The sequence below is a fragment of the Arthrobacter sp. NPDC080086 genome, from assembly GCF_040702285.1.
Genome location: NZ_JBFBKP010000079.1, coordinates 1 through 19,213 on the forward strand (window position 1 = coordinate 1; position 19,213 = coordinate 19,213).

The following is a 19,213-nucleotide window of genomic DNA, read 5'->3' on the forward strand; positions in this document are numbered from 1 at the left end:
AGTCGGCGCCGCCGAAGGAACCCTCCAGGTCGATGCCCGGAATGTTCAGGTCCGCGTCCTTAATCGCGCCGGTGGCGAAGATGACCGCGTCGTAGAAGGCCCGGAAGTCGCTAAGGGTGAGGTCGCGGCCGTAGGTGACGTTGCCGAGGAAGCGGATGTCGCCCCGGTCCAGGACCTTGTGCAGGGCGTTGACGATGCCTTTGATCCGGGGGTGGTCCGGGGCCACGCCGTAGCGGATCAGGCCGTAGGGCGCAGGGTAAGCCTCGAAGAGGTCGATGCTGACCTCAAGGTCCCCGTCCTTGACCTGGTTCGACTTGGTCAGGATGTCCGCGGCGTAGACGCCGGCCGGTCCGGCGCCGATGATGGCGACGCGGAGGGGACGATTGGACGGTGATTCGGCCGAGTTGGACACCGGGAACCCTTCTGACTCTTGGCGGATGCGCCGGCACGATGCGGCGCGCAGTCTTCCATTCTAGATGCCCGCGCCCGCTCCCGGCCCGGAAAACGGGAGCGGGCGTGATGGACGTCGCAGTGCGGCGGAGTCCCGGACACGGCCCGGCGGGAGGAATAGGGTCCGCGGAGGTGATGTTATGTCTCCTGTGCCTACTTCCGACGGATCCTCCGCTCCCACCGCCCTGACCTCTTCGGGAGACGCTTCCCCCGCAGTGAACGGCGTCGCCCGCGGCAGCGGTCCCGGCCCGGCGGCAACGCGCTCGGTCATGGACAAGGCAGCGGACAAGGAAACGACGACGGGCATCCTCTTCGGCATCGGCGCGTACGGGCTGTGGGGGCTGCTCCCGCTCTATTTCTATGTGTTGAACCCGGCCGGCGCCGTCGAGATCGTCGCCAACCGCGTCGTCTGGTCTCTCCTGTTCTGTGCGCTGCTGATCACCGTGTCCCGCGCGTGGCCCGCCATCGGCGCCGCCTTCCGCAACCGCACCGTGTTCGGCACCCTGGCCCTCGCGGCCGGCCTGATCGCGGTGAACTGGGTGACCTACACGTACGGCGTGACCACCGGCCAGGCCGTGGAGACGTCGCTGGGATACTTCATCAACCCGCTGGTCTCGGTGCTGCTGGGCGTCTTCGTCCTGAAGGAGAAGCTGCGGCCGCTGCAGTGGGCGGCGGTGGCGGTGGGCTTCGTCGCCGTCGGCGTCCTGACGTATTCCTACGGCAAGCTGCCCTGGATCGCGCTGACCCTGGCCTTCAGCTTCGGCCTCTACGGCTTCGTGAAGAAGCGGGTGGGCCCGCGCGTTGACGCCCTCACCAGCCTCAGCGTGGAGACGTTCGTCCTGGCCCCGATCGCCGCGGTGGCGATGGTGGTCCTGGCGGTCACGGGTGCCGCCACCCTGACCAGCAACGGCTCCGGCCACTTCTGGCTGCTCGCCGCCTCGGGCGTGATCACCGCCGTGCCCCTGCTCTTCTTCGGCGCCTCCGCGCGGCGGCTGCCGATGACCACCATCGGGCTGCTGCAGTACTTCGCCCCGGTGCTGCAGTTCATCGTGGCGCTGGTGGTCTTCAAGGAGGCGATGACCCCGGAGCGCTGGGTTGGCTTCGGCGTCGTCTGGTTAGCGCTGCTGCTGCTGACGGCGGACATGCTCCGGGCCGCCCGCAGGAACGCGGTGACCCGGAAGCGCGCCCGCGCCGCCGCCTAGTTGTTAATAGACCTAGTCCTCCGGGCTGCTGTCGATCCGGACGTAGTCCCGCGGGACCACGACCATCGGAACCGGCAGGGCGCGCAGGACCTTGTTGGCCGTACTGCCGAGGAACAGCTTGTTCTTCTCCGCCAGCCGTGAGGACCCGACAATCATAATTTCGGCGTCGTCCCATTCGAGGTCGTCGATGGCTTCCTCGATGGTCCGGCCGTGGGCGACCTCGACGCTGACGTGGTGACCCTCCGGTAGCCGTTCGGCGGCCGCCCTCAGGACCGTGTTGGCGTGGACGTGGGCCGCGTTGACGTTCTCGCCGCCGTCGCCCTCGGCGTCCAGCTCCACCAGGGAGACCAGCCGCAGCGGCACGCCACGGCGTTCGGCCGATTCGATGGCGACGTCGATCGCCGCCTCCGCGCCGGTGCGCTGGCCCACGGCGAGGGTGAGGCGGCTGACGGGTTCGGTGCGCCGGTACCCGCGGGGAGCGAGCGCCACCGGCACCGGGGAGGCGTGCAGCAGGGCGTTGGCCACGCTGCCGATGCTGAACCTCTTGAACAGGCCGTTGCCGGCGGCGCCCACCACGATCAGGCCGGCCCGGTATTCCTTCGCGGCGTCGATCAGTCCGGCGGCGAAGGACTCCGCCTGCCGGACGTGGAAGCGGGCCTGCAGCCCCTCCGGGACGAGGGCCAGGCCCTGCCGCTCCGCCGTGAGCACCGACTGTTCCGCCGCGCTGACGCGGTTGCCCTGCGGGTTCAGCGCCACGTACGGGGTGTTGCGGTCCACCACGTGGACCAGGTCCAGGTGGGCGCCCTGGGCCCGGGCCATGGCGGAGGCGAGGGCGACGGCGTCAGCGCCGCGGTCGTTGGGGGTGTAGCCGACGATGTATCGCATGTGTACCCCTTGTGGGTCCGGGCAGGACCGGGCATCCGCCCGGGATTCCGGGCTGCGCTGGCCGGCCTGCATACCTGCAGTGTTGGCACGACTCTAGCCCAGCAATGCGCGGATGCGGGAGGTTTGAGGCTCAGCCGCCCAGGACCTTGCGGAGCGCGTCATAGGCGGGGGTGGGTTTGCCGCCGTCGAACAGGAAATCGTGGCCCTGCTGCAGGCTCCCGTCGTCCTCGATCCGCCAGTCGTAGCGGTCGTCAACGCCCCAGGTCGTGTAGGAAACGCAGGTTTGCGAGCGCAGGCAGGTGGAGAGGACGGCGGCGTATTGCTCGGCCTGGGCCTGCTTGCCTTTGCCGTCGGTGACGTCGTTCTCCGAGATCCGCACCCGCAGCCCGGCGTCGCCGAACTTGCCGAGGGTCTTGGTGAGATCGGCCGCGGAGATGGCGTCCGTTTTCAGGTCGTAGATGTGGGCCTGCAGGCCGACGCCGTAAATGTGGCCGCCCGCGGCGTTGGTGTCCAGGGCGAGCTTGAGCAGGGCGTCCTGCCGGCGGCCGGGGACATCGGCGCCGTTCTCGTTGATGTACTGGCGGACGTCCGGGTCCGCGGCGAACACGGCTTTGGAGATGACGGCCGGGTAGTTGGCGCCGAGCACCCGGTACCAGACGTTCTTCTGCATGCTGGTGCCCTGGTCCACGTCGAAGGGCTCATTGACGACGTCGAGCGAGGCGAGCCGGCCCTTGAAGTGGGTCACCACGGTATTCACGTAGTCCAGGAGGGCACCGGCGCTGGCGCGGCGTTCGGCGTCGGTCCCGCTGGGCAGGTCCTGCATCCAGCGCGGCAGTGCCTCGGAGAAGGTGATGGTGTGCCCGTGCACGGCCATTCCCTTGCTCTGCGCGATCGCCAGGATCGCGTCGGCCTCCTCGAAGGTGTACTGCCCGCGCGCCGGGGACAGGAATTGCGGCTTCATGGCATTTTCCGGGGTGAGCGCGCCGAAGTTGCCGGCGAACGCGCGGGCGTAGTCCGGGTCCCCCGTCAGCGGTCCCAGGGCGACGGCGGCCCCGATCCGGAAGTCCGGCCGGATTTTGGCGGCGAGCGCCTGCAGGCCGCCGGGGGCGGAGCCGTCGCCGGCCACCGCGGCGCCGGAGGCCCGCAGCCCGGTGGACGCGGGCGCCGTCGCAGTGAGCGAGGTGACCTCGAAGCTGCCCGCTCCCGTGGAGAACCCGAACCAGAGGCTGCCGGAGGAGAAGATGTTCGCCAGCGGCTGGGAGGAGAGGGTGTCCGGGCCGTTGAGGATTTTCAGGGTGTCCCCCGACCGGTTGACCGTCAGGGCGGCCGCGGGGTCCTTGAGCGTGACGGTCTCGTCGTGCACGGGGGCCGGCCGGGTCACGTCCTTCTTTTGTTTCCCGTCGAACACGGCGATGTGCAGGTCCGATCCCTGGAGCGTGAGCCGGAGGGAGGCCGGTTCGACCCTAAATTCGTCGGCGATGATCGGCGGCTGGTTGTAGACGGTCCACGTCGCGTCGGTGCCGATGTTCGTGAAGGTGGCGGCGAGGGTAAAGTCCCCGGCCGCCTCCAGGTGGGTGCCGGCGAGGTTCACCGGCGGGTTGGGCTGGCCACCGGAGCCGTCCTGTTCGACGATGGTCCGCTGGAGCGCGGAGACCTGCAGGGCGCCGCCGTCGGCCGTGATGCCGGGGGTGTGTCCCCAGTCCTGGCGGAGCAGGTCGATGGTCACGTCGGGTTTCGGGGCGGGCGGCGTGCACCCCGCGGCAAAGGCAAGGACGGACGCCAGCACCACCAACCGTGATGCCCGGCGCCCGCCCATTGCGTCTCCAATCGTCCTTTCGTTTCTACTCTCTTTGTGCCCGGCGCGCAGCCCTCGTGCACCGGGCAGAGGCTCTACGGTTTGGTCCAGCGCACGTCGTCGAAGTACCCCTGGATTGCGGAGTTCCCCTGCACGATGACCTGGAGGCTCGCCTTGGCGACCGACGTCGTACTCGGCGAGTAGGTCAGGTCCACGTTGGTGACACCGCCGGCGGTGACCCCGAGTTTGTACTGGCCGGAGATCCACTGGCCGGCGGAGTTGTACTCGTCGATGTAGAAGCCCACCTCACCGCTGGTCCGTGCAGTGACGTTGAGGTAGCTGGCGATCTTGTACGTTCCGGCGCTGACGGCGACCTGCGGCGAGAACAAGTGCTTGTTCGCCGTCGTGGCCGTCATCTTGACCGAGTTCACCGGGTTGGCGGGGCTGCCGTGGTTGGCGGCGTCGGCCAGGATGGTGGTGGCCGAGTCGGTGGTCCAGCCGGCGCTGATGCCGGCGTCGAAGGTGCCGTTGGCCACGAGGTTGGTGGCAGGCGGCGGGGCGGTTTCGGCGCCGAGGGCGAACATCTGCATGTTGTCCACGTAGGCCGTGATGCCGGTCCCGGTGACGTACACCTGGAGGCTGGCGGAGGCGACGCTGGTGGAACTTGGCGTGTATGTGAAGTTCATCGACTCCACCCACCTGGTGTTCTCCCGTTTACGGAACTGCCCGGAGATCCATTGACCGGCGGAGTTGTATTCGTCGACGTAGAAGCCCACTTCACCGCTGCTGATCGCGGCCACGTTGAGGTACGCCTTGAACATGTAGTTCGTGGCCGGCGTGACCGGAACCTTGGGCGAGAAGAGGTGGCGGGAGGTGGTGCCGGAGACCAGCTTCACCGATTTGGCCGCGTCCGGGTAGTTGCCGTTGGTACCGGAGTCGGCGGTGATGCCGGTCGGAGCATCGGTGGTCCAGCCGTCGGCGATGCCGTTGTTGAACGAGGCGTTGGGCAGCTTGTTGGGGCTGCCGTTGACCAGGCCCTTGCTGACGTTGACGTTCTTGATCAGGCCCGCGGAGACCTTGGTCTTCACGTACGCGGCCAGCTGGTCCAGTTCGGCGGTGCCGTACTGGTAGTCGTCCGGGACCTGGCTGGGCGAGGGCCGGATGTCGTGGAAAGTGAAGATCACCCACGTCTTGTTGGCGATGGCCGCGTCCACCTGGGCCTTCAGGTTCGAGACCGGGGTGGTGACCTCCTGGACGGGGACGTCACGGAGCAGGTAATCCCCCAGCGGCCAGGGGTTGTTGCCGGTGTCCGCGAAGCCGCGCATCGAGCTGTAGTACTTGGCGATGCGGGCCAGGGCCGACATGTCGTAGTCGCCGTAGGGCGGCGCGAACGCGGTCGGATTGAAGCCGTGCGACACCAGGGCGGAGCGGCTGTTGGCCAGCTCGGCCTCCACCTGCGCGGCGGTGAGCTTGGTGGCCTGGCAGTCATTGCCGACGCTGACCAGGCACTGGTGGTCCACGGTGTGCGAGCCGATTTCCCAGCCGTAGGTGTTCTGCAGCTGCGTGATCTGGTCCCACGTCATGTACGGGACATCGGTGTTCGCCCGGCAGGTGTTGGGCGCCGTCGTCATTCCGACACAGTTGGTGATCACGTAGCTGGTGCCGGTGAGCCCGTACTTCTGCAGCGTGGGGGCGGCCTGGGTGATGGCGCTTGCCATGCTGTCGTCGAAAGTGAAGGACACGAGCGGAGTCGCCGCAGGGTTGTCCACGGCGGCGTTAGCCACGGCGGGCGTGAGCAGTGCGGCACCCATGGCCCCCACCGCCACCCCGACGGTCATCAGCAAGGCGCGCCCCCGCGCCAAGCCGGATCTGGTTCTGGTCATGAATTTCTCCGTATCTCTTGGGTGACCTCAGCTGCAGGGCCGCACCGCCGGACGGCGGTCAGGGTCCCTGCAGCTGCATGAACGCCTTCGCTACCGTCTGCACCGGAATGCCGCTGTCGGCGATAATCTGGAGCTGGGTGGTGAGGGCGTCGCTCGTGATGGTGCTGCGGTCCGCCGCGATGGTGTGTTCCTGGGTGCCCGACGAATCGGGAGCCGAGATCTGGTGGTAGACCACGATGAGCCAGCCGTTGGCCTGTTTGGTCTCGGCGAGCGCTTCCTTGAGGGTTTCCGGCGTGGTTTCGTCGGTGACGTAGAGGACCTTCAGGTCCTCGGGGTCGAGGTTCTGCCGGGTGTTGATGCCGTCGTCGGTGCCGCGGATGACGTTGAAGTACTTCCCTGCGTACCACTGGACCTGTGGATCCATCCGCCCATACGGAGGGGCAAGGTCGTCGGTGGCGAGGCCGGCCGCGGCCAGCCCGTCCTCGCTCTTACGCAGCTGCTCGTCCAGCTGGGCGGTACCGATGGAGGTGAGGTCGACGTGCTGGTAGCTGTGTGCGGCGATCTCATGCCCGGAGCGGTGCAATTGTTGGAGTTCGGCCGCGGTCATGAAGTTCGGCGTCTCTATGGAGCTGGCGTTGATGTAGTGCGTGGAGACGAAGTTGTGCTTGTTCAACAGCGGAAGAGCCCGGTCATACACCGACTGCCAGCCGTCGTCGAAGGTCAGGGAAACCGTCGGCTGGCTCCAGCGCAGCGGCCCGGGCCGGGTGATGTCCTTGAGTGTGTAGCCACGCACCGCGGTGTTCCCGTTGGCGTGGGAAATCAGCGTGACCATCACGGACGCGGCTCCGGCGGGGGCCTGGACGACGTCCCGGAGCGTGGTCCATTCCCCGGCCGGCGGCAGGGTCGCCAGGTTCCGGAATATGCGTCCGCCCCCGGCCAGTTCGAACTCCGCCACGACGTCCACCTCACGGTCGGCCCGGTAGCTCGCCCCGAATTCGTAAGACCGGTCCGGGGCCACCGTCACCGGCGGGTACTGCCACTTCCCCTCGCCGTTCTGGTAATTAGTGATGCGGGTCCAGAAGTAGCTGCCGTCCTGGTCCACGCCACGGCCGGACTGCATGGCCAGCGCCCCGTAGGTGAAGGGGGCCCAGCCGTCGGCGTCGCCGGGCTGGGGCCCGGCCGGGCCGGGTGGGGGAATCAGGTTCGGTCCGGCCGGGGACGCGGGCGGGACACGGACATCGTCGGCCGCCTCCAGGTAGGCACCCTCGACCCGGAGGGTGCCTTTGGAGGCCATCCGGAAGACGTACTCCACCGCCGTGGTCTTGTCGTTGGTGTCGAAGGCGTCGCTGACGGTGAACGGGGAATTGCCGGGCTTCTGCAGCGGGTTGCGCAGTTGTTCCAGGGTGGCGGAGCCGTCGGCGTGGTGGTGCCGGGCCAGCAGGGTGAAATCCGCCTCGCTGGCGGCATACGCCTTGAACAGGTAGGTTTTGCCCGGGTCCACGTTGACGCGGGGGCTGGTCAGCGTGATGTCGCCCGAGGCGTAGCTGGTGACGTCCAGCTTCAGCGCCTGGCCGATCACCTGCCCGTCGGTCACGTCGAGGGAGGTTTTGGCGTCCCCGCTGTGGTTGACGGTCCAGCCAGCGGTGGGCAACGCGGCAGCCGTTCCGGAGACAGATCCGGCGGCGCCGCCCGCAGTGCGCGCCAGCGTCGGCAGCAGGTTCGCACCCGGGCGGGCCTGGGCGATGCCGTTGGTCGCGCCCGTGTACATCATCCAGCCGGCAGCCACGAGGGCGACCACCGCCGCGATGACCACCAGGGGGTTCAGCAGCAGCCTCAGGATCCAGGGGCGCCTACGTGCCATGGGCTACCACCGCCGTCGTACTCCCGGCCCGCTGCGGCGACTTCCACGTGTTCACTGCAGGACGGCGGAACAGGCCCCGGGAGCGGACGATGCAGCGGACCGCCGCCGTCAACTGAACCAGGTCCATGATGTAGAACAGGAAATAGGCGGTGGGCGCGTAGATGGTGAGCCGGATCTGCTCGCGGGGACTGAGGTTCTCGTCGAGCCAGATAGTCATCAGTGTGTAGGCGGTGATGGTGAGGTACGCGCCCAGGACCAGCGCCGGGGTGCGGGTCACCAGGGACCAGTACACGGCGTAGGTCCACGCCAGCGGGGAGATCAGCAGGGTGAACTCGCTCAGCAGGGCCATCGGCATCCGGTAGTAGGTCAGGGTCCGCGTGTACCGGCGGCTGGGGTTGAAGATCATGCCGCGGTACTTGATCAGGTTCTGCAGGCTGCCGTACTTCCAGCGGTAGCGCTGCTTCGCCAGCGCCCGGAGGGTCATGACGCCCTCGGTCTTGGCTACGACGTCGGAGCCGTAGACCAGGCGAAAGCGGCGGTTTCCGAGGCTGGTGACCTTCTCGCTCAGGCCGATGTCCTCCGTGAGGGTGTCCGTGTCGTAGAAGCCCACCTTCCGCAGCACCCGCATCCGGTAGGTGGAGGCCACTCCGCCGACGACGAACTCGCAGTTCATCAGGGAGTACAGCTTCTTGGAGCGGTAGCCGATCATATGCTCGAAGCGCTGCAGGATGCCCAGCGCCGTGGTCTCTTCCAGGATCTTGACGTTGGCGGCAACACCGGCCACGTAGGGGTCTTCAAAATAGGCCAGGGCGTTGGAGATGGCGTCCGGGGCAATGATCGAGTCCGCGTCAAGGGTCATGACGAACTGGCCGCGGGCGTGCCGGCGCAGCGCCGCGTTCAGGGCGGCGCCCTTGCCGACGTTGTGGTGCATGCGCACGATCCGCAGGTTCATGCCGGGGTGGCGCACCTGGTAGTCCCGGACCAGCCGGCCGGTCAGGTCGGTCGAGGCGTCGTCCGCCACGATCACCTCGAAGGAGCGGTACAGGCTGCGTCCGATCGAATCCAGGGTCCGGACAATGACGGCTTCCTCGTTGTGGGCGGCGACGACGATCGAGACCAGCCCCGGGACTTCGGGCGCCGCACGACGGGTCCAGGTGGCCGTCGCGGCGCACTCCGGCTCGAAGTCGACGCGGCGGCGGACGGCCCGGACGGCCTTGCGGCGTTGTTGCCACACGTCGTAGAAATTGGCGCCGACCAGGTACAGGCCGAAGTGCATGACGTACAGGATGCTGACGCCGGCGAACAGCCAGAATGTCAGCAGCGGCATATCCAGGCTCACGGCTTCGCTGCCCTCACTGACATGGCGGGGAGATGCTCATCGGTGCGGGCCGTGGCGTGCCGGTCGCGGGGCCTCCTGTAAGGCAGCGTGATGGCCGGACCGGCCCCGTGCGCTGCCAGGGCGGGAACCGCGGGGAAGGGCGCCGGCACGGCGGGCGGCACGGCCCCTCCGCGCGGGTCCTCCGGCGGGTAAGCGGCCCCCACCGCCGCCATGCCGTCGGTGACGGTGGCCGGGCGCGCTTCGGGCGGCTGGATCAGGTCAACAGCGGCGTCGATCACGGCGGAGACCGCAGGCTGGGCCGCGTCGACGGCTGCGTCGATCACGGCGGTAACCGCCGGAGGCAGCAGGTCCGCCGGGGAGTCCACCGGGGCGACGACGGCGGCTTGGCGTGTGGCACCGTGCCGGGCGGCACGGCGGTACACGCGGATACCGACGAAGCGGATCAGGACGGTGAAGATCACGAGCGCCCACAGCACCAGGCTCATCTGCGCGACGAAGGCCAGCAGAGCCTCGAACAGCGCCCCGTCCCGGCCGAAGGTCGTCTCCGCGGGCACCGCGATGGCAGTGGTCACGGCAATGGCGGCGGTCATGCCCGGACTCCCGGGGCTTCTGGACTCTGGGTAAGTTGAAGCTGAATCATTTGCATGTCCCCTCTCTCGTGCAAAAGTTGGTGCCACGGCCCCCACGGATCGGCATCGTTGACGTCCATGGCGCGGTGGCCGCGCACGGTGCATTCCCCGCCGGAACAGAGTGGGTTCCGGTAGCGGGGCGCGCTAACGCAGGGTGGTGGCCGGTCCGCGGTAGCGGAGTGAACCGGACTAAGCTCCGGTTGCCTGGGCCGTGGGTGCCGTGTCAGGCAGGAGGTCTCCCCTGCGTTCCCCGGGTCCCTCGCCGGGGATTGAGTTGTGATGAGGTTTTCAATGGCGACTCCCCTCATAGGGGCCAGCCAGCATTGGCTGCCGGCCCTTTCTTCACTTCCACGGTACGGAGGCGGCCGGAAGGCGAACACGAGTAGCCGGTACTACAAAAAGGACCGAGTGATTACCTAGGCAAAGGTCCCCCGCCGGCCCCGGTCTGAGTAGTCGGCGGCCCGGGGCTACGCGGACCGAAATGCGGCTCTGACATGGGTATTTCCCGCTGACTACCTGTTGCTACGCGCGCTAGGGCCTTTAGTACCCGGCCAGCCTCCGGCGGGGCCCGTGAGTGGTGCCCAAGGGGCCGGAGCGACGGAGGGGAAACAAAAAAGCAGCACCCCCGCGATGCGGGGGTGCTGCTTCGAACGGGTACTGCTGCCGGGTGCTTACTGGTCCCGGCTTAGGAACCGGGCCGGCCGTCCGGCCGATTTACCTGAGGCTGAGCGCTTAGGCGTGCGCCTTGATGGCGGCCGCAAGGACCTCCAGGCCGTCGGTGAGCAGTTCATCGCTGATGACCAGCGGGGGCAGCAGGCGGATGACGTTGCCGTAGGTGCCGCAGGTGAGGATGATGACGCCCTCCTTGAGGCAGGCGGCGGCAACCGCCTTGGTCAGTTCCGGGTTGGGTTCCTTGGAGCCCTGCTGGACCAGTTCGACGGCAAGCATGGCGCCGCGGCCGCGGATGTCGCCCACCACGGAGCCCTCGCCGAGTTCGGCGGCGAGTTCGCGCAGCTTGCCGGTGGCGAGCTCCTCGATGCGGCGGGCACGGGCGTTCAGGTCGTACTGCTCCATCGAGCCGATCGCGGCCAGTGCCGCGGCGCAGGCCACGGGGTTGCCGCCGTAGGTGCCGCCGAGGCCGCCCGGGTGGACGGCGTCGAGCAAGTCGGCGCGGCCGGTGATCGCGGAGAGCGGCATGCCGCCGGCGATGCCCTTGGCCATGGTGATGATGTCCGGGACGACGCCCTCGTGGTTCACGGCGAACCATTCGCCGGTGCGGCAGAAGCCGGACTGGACCTCATCGGCGATGAAGACGATGCCCTTGTCCTTGGCCCAGGCGGCCAGGGCCGGCAGGAAGCCCTCGGCGGGAACGATGAAGCCGCCCTCGCCTTGGATCGGCTCGATGATGATCGCGGCCACGGACTCGCCGCCGATCTGCTTCTCGATCATGGTGATAGCGCGCTTGGCGGCCTCGGCGCCGGTGATCTGCGGGTTCTCCTCGCGGAATGGGTAGCTCATCGGCATGCGGTAAACCTCGGGCGCGAACGGGCCGAAGTTGGTCTTGTACGGCATGGCCTTGGCGGTCAGCGCCATGGTCAGGTTGGTGCGGCCGTGGTACGCGTGGTCGAAGGCGACGACGGCGTCGCGGCCGGTCGCGAGGCGGGCCACCTTGACGGCGTTCTCGACCGCTTCGGCGCCGGAGTTGAACAGCACGGTGCGCTTCTCGTGGTCGCCCGGGGTGAGCCGGTTCAGCTGCTCGGCGACGGCGACGTAGCCCTCGTAGGGGGTGACCATGAAGCAGGTGTGGGTGAAGTGCTCCACGGCCTCCTTCACAGCGCCGACGACGGCGGGGTCGGAGGCGCCCACGCTGGTGACGGCGATGCCGGAGCCGAGGTCGATGAAGGAGTTGCCGTCAACGTCCTGGATGATGCCGCCGTCGGCGTCGGCGACGTAGACCGGGACGCTGGACGCGACGCCGGAGGCGACGACGGCCTTGCGGCGCTCGGTCAGGGCGACGGACTTGGGGCCGGGGAAGTCGGCCTGCACGCGGCGCTTCTGCTCCAGGCGGTAGGTGAGTTCGTTGGCGGTGGTGGTCATTGCGGGGCCTTTCTCAGGGTGAAGTGGTCGGCAGGAGCCTGCGTTATGCGACAGCGCTAGGCAGCAGCGTTATGCGTCGAGCGCGCTCATGACGTGCTTAATCCGGGTGTAATCCTCGACGCCGTACATCGAGAGGTCCTTGCCGTAGCCGGACTGCTTGAAACCGCCGTGCGGCATCTCGGCGGTGAGCAGGATGTGGGTGTTGATCCAGACCGCGCCGAAGTCCAGGTCGCGGCTGACGCGCATCGCGGTGCCGTGGTCTGTGGTCCAGACGCTGGAGGCGAGGGCGTAGTCGACGTCGTTGGCCAGCTCGATCGCCTCGGCCTCGCTGCTGAACTTCTGCACGGTGATGACCGGGCCGAAGGTTTCCTTCTGCACAATGTCGTCGGTCTGCCTGGCGCCGGTGATGATGGTGGGTTCGAAGAAGAAGCCCTTGTCCCCGGCGCGGTGGCCGCCGGTTTCAATCCGGCAGTTCTCCGGCAGGTTCTCCACCACGGAGGTGACCGCGTTGAAGTGGTTGACGTTGTTCAGCGGGCCGAAGTAGTTGTCCTCGTCGTTCTGCGAGCCCGTGTGCAGGGTCTTGGTGTGCTCCACCATGGCGGCCACGACGTCGTCGTGGACGGAATCCTCGACCAGCACGCGGGTGATGGCGGTGCAGTCCTGGCCGGCGTTGAAGAAGGCGAACTCGGCGATCGCCGCTGCGCTCTTCTTAATGTCCGCGTCCTTGAAGACGATCGCGGGGGCCTTGCCGCCGAGTTCCAGGTGGGCGCGCTTGAGGCCCTTCGCGGCGCCGGAGGCGACGGCGATGCCGGCCCGGACGGAGCCGGTGATGGAGACCAGGCCCGGGACCTTGTGCTCGACCATCATGGCTCCGGTCTCGCCGGTGCCGAGGACCACGTTGAGCACGCCTGCGGGGAGGATTTCGCCCGCGAGGCGGGCCAGGACCAGCGTGGATTCCGGGGTGGTGTCGGAGGGCTTGAGCACCACGGTGTTGCCGGCGGCCAGGGCGGGGCCGATCTTCCAGATGGCCATCAGGAACGGGTAGTTCCACGGGGCCACCTGGGCGACGACGCCGATCGGCTCGCGGCGGATAAAGGAAGTGTGGCCTTCCATGTACTCGCCGGCGGACTTGCCCTCGAGGAGCCTTGCGGCCCCGGCGAAGAACCGGAGCTGGTCCGCGCCGGCGGCGACTTCCTCGGCGGCGATCAGCGAGCGGACCTGGCCGGTGTTGCGGTGCTGTGCCTCGACGAGCTCGTCGCTGTTGGCCTCGACGGCGTCGGCGAGCTTGAGCAGCATCAGCTGCCGCTGGCCCGGGGTGACGTGCTTCCAGCTGGCGAAGGCATCCTTCGCGGCGGTCATGGCGGCGTCGACGTCGGCCTGCACGGAGATCGGGGACTTCGCCACCACCTCGCCGGTGGCGGGGTTGACGATGTCCAGCATGCCGGTACCGGCGGGCGTGACGAACTCGCCGTTGATGAAGTTCTGCAAGGTTTGAACCACGGTGTACAACCTCTTTCGTGCTGGCCTGGGTCAGGCAGGGATGAGGGGATCGGTGACTGGTCCGAGCCTATGCCAGGGTGCTTGGGGGTGGAATAGGCAGCTGCACACCGGCCCGGCGGCACTTTAGTGCGCCTGACCAGCACGCGGCTATCCTGAATCCATGGCAATTTCTCTCGCCGCCCTGCTGGGGGTTCCGTCCCTGCGGCTGACGAAGGCCGGCCTGGCCGAGACCACCTGGCACCAGGACATCCACTGGGTGGCGGTGACCGAGCAGGAGGACCCGCAGCGCTTCCTCAACGGCGGGGAACTGGTCCTCACCACGGGCATGCGGCTCCGGTCCGCCCCGGAGCAGCGCCGCTTCGTGCGGCAGGTGCAGCGGGCCGGCGCGGTGGGGATCGGCTTCGGCGTCGGCCTCACCCACGAAACGGTCCCGCCGGCCCTGGTGGCGGAGGCCAACCGCTGGGGGCTGCCGGTGGTGGAAGTTCCCTATGAGACGCCGTTCATCGCCATCGGCAAGCTGGTGGCGGACGCCCAGTCCGCGGACCATTACGCCAAGCTGGAGCGGCTCATTGCCGGGCACCAGATCCTGGCTAGGGCGCTGCTCACCGGCGGCGGCCTGGCCGAACTGCTCAAGCACCTCGGGACGATGTTGCGCACCGACCTGGTCCTGACCCAGTTCACCGCGGAGCTGTACAACAGTGCCCCGGGCGGCCCCTCCCCCAGCACCGACGGCTGGGCGTCCTACCCGATCCCCACCGGGCGCCGGGACGCCTGCACCCTCTGGGTGAAACAGCCCTTCGAGGACACCGGGATCATCGGCTACGCCCAGAACCTGATCAGCGTCGAACTGAACAACATGGTCAAGCAGCGGCAGGCGCAGCGGGCCCTCGCCGGCCAGGTGCTGGAGGATGTCATCCACGGCACGCTCGAGCCCACCGAGGCCGCCCGCCGGCTCGCCGGGATCGGCGTCGACAGCACCCGCAAAAACGTGGTGCTGCTGGCGGAGTCGCCTGCCCACGCCAAGCAGCTGGGAAGCTCCTCGCTGCCGCAGCCGCTGCGTGCCGCCGTGACCGCCGTGGTGGGCAAGGATCTGGTGGTGGTGGTCGCCGACGACGGCAGCGGCGCCAGCGCCCTGGCCCGCAACCTCAGCGACCACCTGGCCGAGGCGGGTATACACGCCACGATCGGACTGGGCGGGGCGTACACCAAACCGAACGGGCTGCGCTGGAGCTACTTCGAGGCCCGCGAGGCTGCCAGCCACGGGCTTCCGGTTAACGAACCCGAACGGCTGAGCCTGACCTCGCTCCTGCTGGCCAGCGAGGACGTCCCGCTCGCGGACATGGCCAACGAGTCTCTCAACCCGCTCCGGCAATTCGACGCCGCGCACGGGGCGGAACTGATGACAACACTGGAGAGCTACCTGAACAACAACGGCTCCGTGGCCGCGGTGGCCGAGGAGCTGACCCTGCACCGGAACACGGTGCGCTACCGCCTGGCCCAGATCACGGACCTGACCGGGTACGACCCGGCCCAGACCGCGGACCGGGTCCAGCTCTGGCTGGCCCTGGCCGTGCAGCGGCTCAGCGCCCGCCACCCGCGCTAAAGCCCACGCTCCACCGCCTGGCCGTTCTTCGGTCCGGACGCCGCCGGATCGACGCCTGCCTGCACAGCACAGCGGGGCCGGATCCGGCGCCGGGAAGGTTCCCGAGCCGGGTCCGACCCCGCCGTGGTGGTGCCGTGGAAGGAAGGTACTGCTGAGCGGCTAGGAGCGGCCGAGGCCCTTGAGGACGTTCTTGGGCCGCTGCATCTCGCCGTGCTTGGCGCCGAGGACGATCACCCAGCCAGCGAAGACCGGGATTGCCCACTGCAGGATCTTCAGCTGCTGCTGTGCGGAGCGGAGTTCCTCGGAGGCGCCCGGCTTCGGTTCGGTGGCACCCTCGGCACCTTCGGCGGCGAGCTTCTCCACCTTGGCGCCCTGCATGCCGGCGTAGAGGGTGACGCCCGCACCGGCGGCGGTCACGATCGACTTGTAGATGCTCAGCCGGGTGACGCCGTCCTGCTTGGCCATCCGGCCTTTGTTCTCCCACATGATGGCCAGGCCGGAGAGGAAGTGCGCGCCGAAGGCGGCGGTCTGGTACGGGGCCCACTTCTTCCAGCCGAGGCTGGAGAGGCGGGTGCGCTCGGAAGGGTCCTTGGCCTCCGCGGTGGCGCCATTGAGTCCGATCGCGCCCATCAGCGAGCCGCCGAACCAGGCGCCTGCGGTCAAGTCGTGGATGGAGCGTGCAACGAGGTTTCCTGCCATGATGAGCTGTCCTATCGTCTGTCTGCGGGTCCGGGCCGGCACGGCCAAGGTTCAACCATGCCCCAGCACATAGTAAGCACACTTACCAACAAGTGTGAAGTCCGGGACAGGCGGTGGCCCGGGGTCTGTCGGGACGCGGGCCGGCCACCGGGGGCGGCGTCCGGCGTGAACCCTCCCGGCGCGTAAACTCAGGGCCATGACACAGCGGGCGGACGGGGTGCGCGGCGGCGGCGCGGAGCCGGACGCCGACGGCGGACTCGAGGGAGCCGTCGACGTGGCCGAGGCCGCCTCAAACAGCCGGGTGCTCGACGTCGTGGCCCGCTGGGGATTCGCGGTGATGGCCCTGCTGCACATCGTCATCGGCGCGATCGCCGTCGCCCTGGTCCTGGGCGCGCCCGGCCAGGCCGAGCCGACCGGCGCCATCGAACAGCTTGCCGACAACCCGTGGGGCCCGGCGGTGATGTGGTCCGGGTTTATCGGCTGCGCGGGTCTCTCGCTGTGGCAGCTCAGCGAGGCCACCCTGCGGGCCCGGCACCTGCCGCGCGGGGAGCGCCTGGGCAAGCTGGTCTCCTCCGGATTCCTGGCCGTGGCCTACGGCAGCGTGGGCTGGACCTTTGCGAATTTCGCGATCGGGGTCCGCAGCGACTCGGGCGATACCACGGCCGCCTTCAGCGAGGACCTGATGAGCCGCCCACTCGGCGGCCCGCTGCTGATCGGTCTGGGCCTGACCGTCGGCGGGATCGGCGTGTACTTCGTGGTCAAGGGACTGGGCAAGAAGTTCAAGGAGGAGCTGCGGCACTTCGAGGGCACCCACCGCGGCCACCTGATCAGCGGCCTGGGGGTGGCCGGGCACGTCGCGAAGGGCGTGGCCCTGATCCTCACCGGCCTGCTGTTCGTCATGGCCGAGGTCACCGATGACCCCGCCTCCTCCACCGGGCTGGACGGGAGCCTGAAGGCCCTCCAGCACCATCCGTTCGGCCCGTTCCTGCTGCTGGCCATCGGCGCCGGCTTCATCGCCTACGGCCTGTTCGCCCTGATCCGGGCCCGCTTCGGGAGGATGTAGCCCGGACCGGGCTGCCGGTCCTCAGCGCAGCGGCACCACGTTGCCCTCCTGGTAGAGCAGGGCGCGGATCTCAGACTCGGCCGAGTCCAGCCGCTTGGGGTCGATGGTCTCCCCCGCGGCGAAGTGATCCAGCAGCCGCGGGTCGACGTAGCTCTTGCGGGCGATCGAGGGCGTGTTGCCGAGGACAGCGGAGGCGTCCACCATGGCCCGGCTCACCGCCCGCTTCCGTGCCGAGACCTTGGGCTGCGGACCGCTCCTGGCCAGGCTCACCGCGGCCGCGACGGTGCCCCGGAGGGTCCGGAAGTCCTTGGCGGTGAAGTCCCCGCCCGTGCGCTCCTTGACGTAGTCATTGATTTCGGCGCTCGTCACCGGGTGCCAGCTGCGGCCGTTCTTGTAGGCGAGGAGGCGGGCGTTGCCGCCGCGGCGCTTGAGCGAGCGGACGACGGCGGCCAGGTCGGCGTCGTCGATGCGGGACTCCCAGGTCTTGCCGCTCTTGGCCGGGAAGGTCAGGCGCAGCTCGTTTTTGCGGACGGTAACGTGGGCGCAGAGCAGGGTGGCGAGGCCGTGGCTGCCGTTTTCGTTCGTGTAGCGCTCCGAGCCGACCCGCAGCGAACCGCTGTCGAGCATCCGGAAGGCAGCCGCAAGCACCCGCTCCCGGGTCAGGCCCTCGGACCGGAGGTCCAGGGTGACCCCGCGCCGCGCGGAGGGCAGGGTCTCGGCGAGCTGGAGCGACCGATCGAACTTCACCCGGTCCTTCCGCTCCCGCCAGGTCGGGTGGTAGATGTACTGCCGGCGGCCGACGGCGTCCACACCCGTGGCCTGGATGTGCCCGTTCTCGTACGGGGCGATCCAGACGTCCGTCCAGGCCGGCGGGATGCCGAGGCCTTCCAGCCGGTCCCGGAGCTCCCCGGGCGGAATGGTGGAACCGTCCAAGTCCTTGTAGCTGAACCCGGAACCGGAGGGCACGCGCCGGTAGCCGCGGCCGGAGGCGTTGCTGCGGCGGAGCCTCACCGGAGCGGCCCAAGCGTCGAGTGTGCATTCATGACGGTAAGCCTACTGACTATCTGCCCGGAATGCCGCCACTGTGGACGCGGTGTTCCCTAGACCTGCGCCGCCACCCCGCCTCGGGAGATCTCCACCATCTCGTCACGGGGGACCACCTTGATGCGTTCGCGCCGGAGGCCCGTGTCCGCAGCGCGGCCGCCCAGGTCCCGCTCGTGGGCATCCAGCGCCAGCCATCCCTCCCAGGTGGTAAAGCCGGTGCCGCGGCCTTCCAGCAGGGCAACGATGGCGTCCGGGGCGGGTGCCGGGGCGGCCGGCAGGGTTACCCAGTCCTCGAGCAGGAGGGTAATGGTCTCGAGGGCGTCGCCCTTGGTGTGGCCAATCAGGCCCACCGGGCCGCGCTTGATCCAGCCGGTGGCGTAGAGGCCCGGCACGTGGGTGCCCGCGGCGTCCAGCACCCTGCCGCCGTCGTTCGGGATCACTCCCTTGCTGTGATCGAAGTCCACCTCGGGGAGGGCCGAGCCGAAGTAGCCGATGGCGCGGTAGACGGCCTGGACCGGGTAGTCGACGAACTCGCCGGTGCCGCGGGCGTTGCCCGTGCCGTCGAGTTCGGTCCGTTCGAACCGGACCCCGGCTACGCGGCCCGGCGCCGACGCGTCGCCTGTTTTGTCTCCGAGCACTTCCACCGGGCTGTGCAGGAAGTGCAGGTGCAGCCGGCGGGACGCCGTGAGTTCGGACAGGTCCTCCGGCTGCTCGGCGATCCAGTTCGTCAGCGTGCCCACCATGGTCTTGATCTGGTTGTTGGACTGGATTGCCTCGTCCGAGGCCTCGTCGAACTCGAAGTCCTCCGCATACAGGACGATGTCCACGTCCTTCGAGTGCGAGAGTTCGCGCAGCTCCAGCGGGGTGAACTTCACCTGGGCCGGGCCGCGACGGCCGAAGACGTGCACGTCCGTGACCGGGGAGGCCTTCAGACCCTCATAGACGTTGTCCGGGATCTCGGTCACCAGGAGGTCATCGGCGTGCTTGGACAGGATCCGGGCCACGTCCAGGGCCACGTTGCCGTTGCCGATCACCGCGATCTCCTTGGCCTCCAGCGGCCACTCCCGCGGCACGTCCGGGTGCCCGTCGTACCAGGAGACGAAGTCGGCGCCGCCGAAGGAACCCTCCAGGTCGATGCCCGGAATGTTCAGGTCCGCGTCCTT

Annotated in this window: 14 protein-coding genes and 1 pseudogene; 3 read left to right on the plus strand and 12 right to left on the minus strand. The window is 68.6% G+C overall.

The features are described 5' to 3' along the window. A pseudogene (locus AB0305_RS19175) lies at nt 1-412 on the minus strand (pyridine nucleotide-disulfide oxidoreductase); the annotation flags it as partial. Nucleotides 413-719: 307 nt separating this feature from the next. Here AB0305_RS19175 and rarD point away from each other — a divergent pair. Next, entirely contained in the window at nt 720-1,652 is a 933-nt protein-coding gene (gene rarD / locus AB0305_RS19180; RefSeq protein WP_364134649.1) for an EamA family transporter RarD, read from the plus strand. A gap of 12 nt (nt 1,653-1,664) precedes the next feature. Here rarD and AB0305_RS19185 read toward each other — a convergent pair whose 3' ends face one another. The 8 genes from AB0305_RS19185 to AB0305_RS19220 form a co-directional block, all read right to left on the minus strand. Next, nucleotides 1,665-2,537, minus strand: a complete 873-nt coding sequence (locus AB0305_RS19185; protein ID WP_290256028.1) for a universal stress protein — start codon at nt 2,535-2,537, stop codon at nt 1,665-1,667. A 130-nt stretch (nt 2,538-2,667) separates the two neighbouring features. Further along, entirely contained in the window at nt 2,668-4,263 is a 1,596-nt protein-coding gene (locus AB0305_RS19190; RefSeq protein WP_364133565.1) for an endo-1,4-beta-xylanase, read from the minus strand. 164 nt (nt 4,264-4,427) lie between these two features. Beyond that, the gene (locus tag AB0305_RS19195; RefSeq protein ID WP_364133568.1) at nt 4,428-6,215 is read right to left on the minus strand and encodes a polysaccharide deacetylase family protein; all 1,788 of its coding nucleotides are present in this window, start codon (nt 6,213-6,215) and stop codon (nt 4,428-4,430) included. 58 nt (nt 6,216-6,273) lie between these two features. Then, nucleotides 6,274-8,076 carry a polysaccharide deacetylase family protein gene (locus tag AB0305_RS19200; RefSeq protein ID WP_364133571.1) on the minus strand — a complete coding sequence of 601 codons (1,803 nt, stop codon included), beginning with the start codon at nt 8,074-8,076 and terminating at the stop codon, nt 6,274-6,276. Beyond that, the gene (locus AB0305_RS19205) at nt 8,066-9,415 is read right to left on the minus strand and encodes a glycosyltransferase family 2 protein (RefSeq protein ID WP_364133573.1); all 1,350 of its coding nucleotides are present in this window, start codon (nt 9,413-9,415) and stop codon (nt 8,066-8,068) included. Before AB0305_RS19205 ends, AB0305_RS19200 begins: the two co-directional genes overlap by 11 nt. Beyond that, on the minus strand, nt 9,412-10,005 hold the full coding sequence (locus AB0305_RS19210; protein ID WP_364133576.1) for a hypothetical protein: 594 nt from the start codon (nt 10,003-10,005) through the stop codon (nt 9,412-9,414). Before AB0305_RS19210 ends, AB0305_RS19205 begins: the two co-directional genes overlap by 4 nt. A 771-nt stretch (nt 10,006-10,776) precedes the next feature. After that, a complete protein-coding gene (gabT, locus tag AB0305_RS19215) occupies nt 10,777-12,141 on the minus strand; it encodes a 4-aminobutyrate--2-oxoglutarate transaminase (protein ID WP_290256034.1) in 1,365 nt (454 codons plus the stop codon). A 69-nt stretch (nt 12,142-12,210) separates the two neighbouring features. After that, nucleotides 12,211-13,641 (minus strand): gamma-aminobutyraldehyde dehydrogenase, encoded by a 1,431-nt coding sequence (locus AB0305_RS19220; protein ID WP_364133579.1) that lies wholly within the window; start codon nt 13,639-13,641, stop codon nt 12,211-12,213. A 160-nt stretch (nt 13,642-13,801) separates the two neighbouring features. Between AB0305_RS19220 and AB0305_RS19225 the strand changes: the two genes are divergently transcribed. Then, nucleotides 13,802-15,244 carry a PucR family transcriptional regulator ligand-binding domain-containing protein gene (locus AB0305_RS19225; RefSeq protein ID WP_364133581.1) on the plus strand — a complete coding sequence of 481 codons (1,443 nt, stop codon included), beginning with the start codon at nt 13,802-13,804 and terminating at the stop codon, nt 15,242-15,244. A gap of 159 nt (nt 15,245-15,403) precedes the next feature. Here the strand turns inward: AB0305_RS19225 and AB0305_RS19230 are convergent, their stop codons facing one another. Further along, nucleotides 15,404-15,943 (minus strand): hypothetical protein, encoded by a 540-nt coding sequence (locus AB0305_RS19230; protein ID WP_364133584.1) that lies wholly within the window; start codon nt 15,941-15,943, stop codon nt 15,404-15,406. A gap of 337 nt (nt 15,944-16,280) precedes the next feature. Between AB0305_RS19230 and AB0305_RS19235 the strand changes: the two genes are divergently transcribed. Continuing rightward, a complete protein-coding gene (locus AB0305_RS19235; protein WP_364134652.1) occupies nt 16,281-17,006 on the plus strand; it encodes a DUF1206 domain-containing protein in 726 nt (241 codons plus the stop codon). Between the two features lie 21 nt (nt 17,007-17,027). Here the strand turns inward: AB0305_RS19235 and AB0305_RS19240 are convergent, their stop codons facing one another. Then, the gene (locus AB0305_RS19240; protein WP_364133587.1) at nt 17,028-18,017 is read right to left on the minus strand and encodes a DNA topoisomerase IB; all 990 of its coding nucleotides are present in this window, start codon (nt 18,015-18,017) and stop codon (nt 17,028-17,030) included. A gap of 89 nt (nt 18,018-18,106) precedes the next feature. Next, nucleotides 18,107-19,213, minus strand: a 1,107-nt coding sequence (locus tag AB0305_RS19245) for a pyridine nucleotide-disulfide oxidoreductase (RefSeq protein WP_366173684.1), incomplete at its 5' end; no start/stop codon positions are given.